The organism is Seohaeicola saemankumensis (assembly GCF_021021435.1).
Taxonomy (GTDB): domain Bacteria; phylum Pseudomonadota; class Alphaproteobacteria; order Rhodobacterales; family Rhodobacteraceae; genus Seohaeicola.
The window spans coordinates 1-6,154 of record NZ_JAINWI010000040.1; the positions used below are offsets into that span (position 1 = coordinate 1).

Genomic DNA, 6,154 nt, shown 5'->3' on the forward strand with positions numbered 1-6,154 from the left:
CACGTTTGACAGGCACGAGTACCTTCATAAGCGTGGTCTCCCTCAGTTGATGAAGAGCCTTTGACCGACTCCTCTGATAACACTCCGCGTGTTGATATAATCTTGCGCGCCCCTGAAACAGGGCAAAATCGTCACGTCATGCGCTTTCGACGCCGCGTTTTCCGATTGTGACGCGTTATTTTGGTGGGGTGAAGGACGGCTCGCCGTGTCTCGAACCGCCTTTGACAAGTGTATCAGCGGTTTGCGCCGGGTACCCAGAGAACATCGGCGCGGCCGTTCTCGTTGGCGACGCGCGCTGCAACAAAGAACCAGTCCGACAGGCGGTTGAGATATTTCACCGCGTCCGGATTGACCGTTTCCATCGTCGCCAGTTGCACGGTATGGCGCTCGGCCCTGCGACTGACCGTGCGGCACAGATGCAGATGGGCCGCCAAGGGCGAACCACCGGGCAGAATGAAGCTGCGCAGAGGCTCCAACTGGCTGTTCATGCTGTCAATTTCCGTTTCGAGGCGGTCCACCTGCGACTTGACGATCCTGAGCGGCGGATATTCGGCATCGGCATCGCGCTCCATATCTGGTCGACACAGATCGGCGCCGAGATCGAACAGGTCGTTCTGGATGCGCGCAAGGGCGGCATTCAGCGCGTCGTCTGCATGCAGGCGCGCCATGCCGACGGTCGCGTTGGCCTCGTCCACGGTGCCATAGGCGGTCACGCGCATGGAATGCTTGGCGACACGCGCGCCATTGCCCAGGGCGGTTTCGCCGTCATCACCGGTCTTGGTGTATATCTTGTTCAGTACGATCATTTTTTATCCCTGTCTGCGCAACCATACGAAAAGAAGAATGATGACAACGGCCACCAACTGTGCCCCGATCCGCCAGCGCATGATCCTGTTGCCATGTTTGCGATTGAATTCGCCCCCTTTTGCAAAGCCGCCGATGCCCAGCATCAAAATGCCCAGCACCGCAAGACAAGCGGCGACTACGACGTAAAATAGGGGATCATCCCGCATCGGTTCAGTCCTTCATTCCGTTACTCGCCTCACATAGAGGGCGCGTTGCAAAAAGCGAACCCAAGTTCGCGTCAATCAGCCCTTTGCCAATATCCAGTCCATGGCGCGCGTCGGCAGGATGCGGCGCAGAAGCGCCATCGCATAGGTAGGTGTCGTGACATAGTATCGCGCTTTGGGGCGCGGCGCTTCAAGTGCGCGGATCAATTTGGCGGTCACCGCCGATGGCGGCAGTTCAAAGCGGTCCTTTTTCAGTTTCGGCTCGTAAAGCCGTTTGAGCAGGCTGTTCTGGTATTGCGCCGCGCGGGGACTGTTCTGCCAGTCGATCCAGCGTTCGAAATGGGGAATGGAATTGGCGCGGATGCGGCTGGAAATCGGTCCGGGTTCGAGCAGGATAACGTCGATCCCTGTGCCGCGCATCTCGATCCTGAGTGTGTCGCTCAGGGCTTCAACGGCGTATTTGGTTGAATTGTAGGCCGCGCGCCAAGGTGCGACGACCAGACCCAGAACCGACGAGCAGTTGACGATGCGGCCATGCCCCTGCGCGCGCATGACCGGAATGATCTGCCGAGTCAGGTCATGCCAGCCGAAGACATTGACCTCGAAAATTTCGGCCAGCGCCTCGCGCGGCAAATCCTCGGCCGCGCCGGGGCAGGCATAGGCACCGTTGTTGAACAATGCGTCCAACGTGCCGCCCGTTTCAGCCAGAACATAGGCAAGGGCGGAGCGGATAGATGCGGGATCGCCATAATCCAGTTGGATCGAGTCCAGACCTTCATCTTGCAGACGTTCCACGTCAGCGGCCTGCCGGCAGGTTGCGAAGACCCGCCAGCCTTGCGCCTTCAACCCGTGTGCGGCGTCATAGCCGATCCCAGAGGAACAGCCTGTGATAAGAATGGATTTTCTGTTCATCGGCTATTCATGGCCTGTGGCTGCTGGCGACGCAACAACAGCCTTTGGCCAATTCAGCCCTGATCTTCAGAAACAAGTGTGCCCGAAACCCAGCCGATCCGCTGAGTGTCCAGAACCCGCAGGCGCAGCCAGCCGTTGTCGAAGCTTTCAAGCACCTCGACTTCGGTATCGCGTGTCACGCGTGTTAAAACACCAAAGCGCGTTCCCGGACCTGCACGCATGTTGACGCTTGTGCCCGTGATGCGCCGCAAATCACGCAAATCTTCCTGCACAATGTCTTCTTCGATCATGGTCGTTGGCGCATACCCTGCGGCCTGCGCGAATGCCGCAGGTTCGGACAGGGTCAGGCTGGCGACGCGGACATTCGCGCCCGCCAGATATTCCTGATCGCCTGACCCAAGGGATTGTCGGGCCGGTTCCGGCAGGCGTTGCGACTGCGGTGTGATTGCTGCGGTGATAGTGGTGTTGTCGACCGTGTCGCGGGTCACCACGTCCGGCAGGTTGATCGCAGCGGCTTGTGGTGCAGGTGCCATGTCGCGATCATCAGCAATCCGAAGCTGCTCTGCCTCGCGCTGTTTCTGGGCTTCGGCCTGTCGGGACCCTTCGCGCGGGTGATAATCAGCCCCGCCGCTGAGCGTGAAAAAGGACCAGCCGAGGAAGGCAAAGGTCACGATAATGATGCGCCACATGTCGCGTCCCCCCCCAATAAAGACTCCGCTTGGCAACAGGGTCGAAAATTGACCCGCGAATGGATGTATTATAGCCGATTCGCCACATTGGGGCGCAGAATTTCTCAAAAACAATCTGTTCAGGGCCGCTCGTTGCTTTACCCGGTCGCGGCCTGCGTCTATCACCACCGGCATGAACGATCTGATCGACGATCCCATTCCGAACCCGTCCGAGGTATTGGAACCTCTGCGCCGCGCAATCGGCGAGCGGTATCTGACCTATGCCTTGTCGACGATCATGCATCGTGCGCTTCCGGACGCGCGTGACGGGCTAAAACCGGTGCATCGGCGGATTCTGTATGCGATGCGCGAATTGCGCCTCAGTAGCACGGGTGGTTTCCGCAAGTCTGCCAAGATTTCCGGCGATGTGATGGGGAACTACCACCCGCATGGCGACGCCGCGATCTATGACGCGATGGCGCGTCTGGCGCAGGATTTCAACGTCCGCTACCCGCTGGTGGACGGTCAGGGCAATTTCGGCAATATCGACGGCGATAACCCCGCCGCAGCCCGTTATACCGAGGCGCGTATGACGGCCGCTGCCGAGGCTCTGATGGAAGGGCTGGCGGAAAATGCTGTCGATTACCGCCCGAACTATGACGGGACGCTGGAAGAGCCTGTTGTCTTCCCGGCAGCCTTTCCGAATCTGCTGGCCAATGGCTCGTCGGGCATTGCGGTTGGCATGGCCACGAATATACCCCCGCATAACATCGAGGAACTGGTCGGCGCCTGCCTGCATCTGATCAAGACACCCGATGCTCGCGATGAAACCCTGCTGCAATATGTGCCCGGGCCTGATTTCCCGACCGGCGGCGTCATTGTCGAGCCGCCCGAGAATATCGCCGAAGCCTACCGCACGGGACGCGGCGCATTCCGTCTGCGCTGCAAATGGGAGATCGAGGATCTGGGGCGCGGTCAATGGCAGATCGTCATCACGGAAATTCCCTATCAGGTGCAGAAATCCAAGCTGATCGAAAAGATCGCGGAACTGATCCAGACCAAGAAAATCCCGATCCTTGGCGATGTTCGCGACGAATCCGCCGATGATATTCGTCTGGTGTTGGAGCCGCGCGCCCGCACCGTGGATGCCAATGTGCTGATGGGCATGATGTTCCGTAACTCGGATCTCGAAGTGCGGTTCAGCTTGAACATGAATGTGCTGATCGACGGGCTGACGCCCAAGGTCTGCTCGCTCAAGGAAGTGTTGCGCGCCTTTCTGGACCACCGGCGCGAGGTGTTGCAGCGTCGCTCGCAGCACCGGCTGGACAAGATCGACCACCGCCTTGAGGTGCTGGAAGGCTTTATCATCGCCTTCCTCAATCTAGACCGTGTGATTGACATCATCCGTTATGACGATGATCCCAAGCGGGCATTGATGTTTGAGAACTGGGGCAATCCGCATGCGCGGGCGACCTCGGAGAAAGACTATGTCTCGCCTTTGACGGGCCGCGCAATTGAGGAAGATGAAGAGCCCGAACTGACCGAGGTGCAGGCCGAGGCGATCCTGAACATGCGCCTGCGGTCCTTGCGGCGTCTGGAAGAGATGGAACTGATCCGCGAGCGCGATGCGCTGATGGCGGAACGTGCGACGCTGGAAGACTTGCTGGATAGCGAGAAACTGCAATGGGCAGCGATTGCCGACCAATTGCGCGATATCCGCAAACAATTCGGGGCCAATAGCCCCGGTGGTGCTCGACGCACGCAATTCGCCGAGGCAGGCGTGGTCGAGGATGTGCCGCTGGAGGCGATGATCGACCGCGAGCCGCTGACCGTGATTTGTTCGCAGATGGGCTGGATCAGGGCGATGTCGGGCCATATCGACCTCACCCGCGAGATCAAGTTCAAGGATGGCGACGGGCCGCGCTTCGCCTTCCATGCGGAAACGACCGACAAGCTGCTGGTTTTTGCCTCGAACGGGCGCTTCTACACAGTTGGTGCGATGAACCTGCCCGGCGGGCGCGGTATGGGCGAGCCGCTGCGCCTGATGGTGGATCTTCCGAACGAGGCGCAGATCGTCGATATCCTGATCCACAAGCCGGGGCGCAAGCTGCTGGTTGCGTCGACGGCGGGTGACGGGTTCGTCGTGCCCGAAGAAGAGGTTGTGGCGCAGACACGGACCGGCAAGCAGGTGTTGAACCTGTCGGGCGATACACGCGCTTTGGTTTGCCGTGTTGTGACGGGCGATCACGTCGCCTGCGTCGGCGAAAACCGCAAGGTGCTGGTGTTCGCCCTGGATGAATTACCCGAAATGGGACGCGGCAAAGGTGTGCGGCTACAGAAGTTCAAGGATGGCGGGTTGTCGGATGCGACGACATTTGCGCTGGCAGACGGTCTGACATGGCGCGACCCGGCTGGTCGTACGCGCACCGAGGCTGATCTGGATGAATGGCTGGGCAAACGCGCAACCGCCGGACGGATGGCGCCGCGCGGTTTTCCGCGGGACAACAAGTTTACCTGAGATTTCATGCGGGCCGTTCCTTGTGGCCCTGTCTGTCGGACCCGTTTCGAAGAACGCCAGATCTTGGTTCCGATGGTGTATTGCCGATACAAGGCTGTTGCTGGCACGTTGCGCCTGACCTTTCGCTGCGATATGCCCAATGTGACCGGATCGAAGGACATTCGCATGTTTCGCATCTTCGCCTTGCTGAGCTTTGTCGCACTTGTTGCAGGCTGCACCAACCCCAACGACCTTGACGACGCGCCGGTGGAAATGGGCAATTTCAGCCTTGGCCATAACGTGGTGGTTGCATCGAAGATGACGCGCGGGCCGCTGTCGCGTGAAGCCAGCGAAGACGAATGGAAAGAAGCGCTCACCACAGCCATCGGAGACCGCTTTGGCCGGTATGAAGGTGACCGGCTCTACCATTTCGGGGTCAGCGTTGAGGGTTACGTTCTGGCCCAGCCCGGTATTCCGGTTGTGGCTTCGCCTAAATCAGTGCTGATCGTGCTGTTGACGGTTTGGGACGATGCAACGGGTGAGAAGATGAACGCGCCGCCTGAACAGATCACGATCGTTGAATCGATCTCGGGTAATACGATCTTCGGGTCCGGCCTGACGCAGTCGAAAGAGGTTCAGATGCAGAACCTCAGCCGCAACGCATCCAAGCAGATCGAGAATTTTCTGGTCCGCAGGCGCAAGGCTGACGGCTGGTTCGGCCCCGTGCTCGCGGTTGCGCCAGCGACACAAGACGCAGCAGAAACACGGACTGTTCAAGCTGTCGCTGTTCAGGACGCGGCAGCACCGGCGCTGGCGGCACGCATCGTTGTCGCACCACCTGCGGGTGCTGTCTTGCAGGAACCCACGGTGGAACTTCTGCCGGAAGAATGACTGCGGCAGCGGCTTCTACGCAAATGCCAAGATACGCTTGATTTTCCCGCGCCAAATCAATAAACGGCGCGCGGAGACAGTAACGGGTTTGTCCGATAGAGAGGGCGGCCCCCGAACCAGAAGGCGCTGCGCAGGATGGGCAAGGCAAAGTTTGAACGTAACAAACCGCACGTTAA

The 6,154-nt window shown here is 59.4% G+C and carries 6 protein-coding genes; 2 read left to right on the top strand and 4 right to left on the bottom strand.

Features of this window, described 5'->3' with window-relative positions; genetic code table 11:
* Positions 1–233 precede the first annotated feature (233 nt).
* From K7H22_RS19620 to K7H22_RS19635, 4 genes are all read right to left on the bottom strand, one after another.
* Positions 234–806 (bottom strand): cob(I)yrinic acid a,c-diamide adenosyltransferase, encoded by a 573-nt coding sequence (locus K7H22_RS19620; RefSeq protein ID WP_230802499.1) that lies wholly within the window; start codon positions 804–806, stop codon positions 234–236.
* A 3-nt stretch (positions 807–809) separates the two neighbouring features.
* On the bottom strand, positions 810–1,013 hold the full coding sequence (locus tag K7H22_RS19625; RefSeq protein WP_230802500.1) for a twin transmembrane helix small protein: 204 nt from the start codon (positions 1,011–1,013) through the stop codon (positions 810–812).
* Positions 1,014–1,088: 75 nt separating this feature from the next.
* A complete protein-coding gene (locus K7H22_RS19630; RefSeq protein WP_230802501.1) occupies positions 1,089–1,922 on the bottom strand; it encodes an SDR family NAD(P)-dependent oxidoreductase in 834 nt (277 codons plus the stop codon).
* Between the two features lie 53 nt (positions 1,923–1,975).
* Positions 1,976–2,611 carry an SH3 domain-containing protein gene (locus tag K7H22_RS19635; protein ID WP_230802502.1) on the bottom strand — a complete coding sequence of 212 codons (636 nt, stop codon included), beginning with the start codon at positions 2,609–2,611 and terminating at the stop codon, positions 1,976–1,978.
* A gap of 172 nt (positions 2,612–2,783) precedes the next feature.
* Here K7H22_RS19635 and K7H22_RS19640 point away from each other — a divergent pair, with 172 nt between their 5' ends.
* Together K7H22_RS19640 and K7H22_RS19645 are read left to right on the top strand one after the other, a co-directional pair.
* Positions 2,784–5,108: a DNA topoisomerase IV subunit A gene (locus K7H22_RS19640; RefSeq protein WP_230802503.1), complete on the top strand. Its 2,325-nt coding sequence runs from the start codon at positions 2,784–2,786 to the stop codon at positions 5,106–5,108.
* 165 nt (positions 5,109–5,273) lie between these two features.
* The gene (locus K7H22_RS19645) at positions 5,274–5,978 is read left to right on the top strand and encodes a hypothetical protein (RefSeq protein WP_230802504.1); all 705 of its coding nucleotides are present in this window, start codon (positions 5,274–5,276) and stop codon (positions 5,976–5,978) included.
* Positions 5,979–6,154: the final 176 nt, after the last annotated feature.

Coding starts and splice junctions, on each gene's coding strand:
- K7H22_RS19620 (WP_230802499.1), bottom strand. CDS start 806: ATGATCGTACTGAACAAGATATACACCAAGACCGGTGATGACGGCGAA.
- K7H22_RS19625 (WP_230802500.1), bottom strand. CDS start 1,013: ATGCGGGATGATCCCCTATTTTACGTCGTAGTCGCCGCTTGTCTTGCG.
- K7H22_RS19630 (WP_230802501.1), bottom strand. CDS start 1,922: ATGAACAGAAAATCCATTCTTATCACAGGCTGTTCCTCTGGGATCGGC.
- K7H22_RS19635 (WP_230802502.1), bottom strand. CDS start 2,611: ATGTGGCGCATCATTATCGTGACCTTTGCCTTCCTCGGCTGGTCCTTT.
- K7H22_RS19640 (WP_230802503.1), top strand. CDS start 2,784: ATGAACGATCTGATCGACGATCCCATTCCGAACCCGTCCGAGGTATTG.
- K7H22_RS19645 (WP_230802504.1), top strand. CDS start 5,274: ATGTTTCGCATCTTCGCCTTGCTGAGCTTTGTCGCACTTGTTGCAGGC.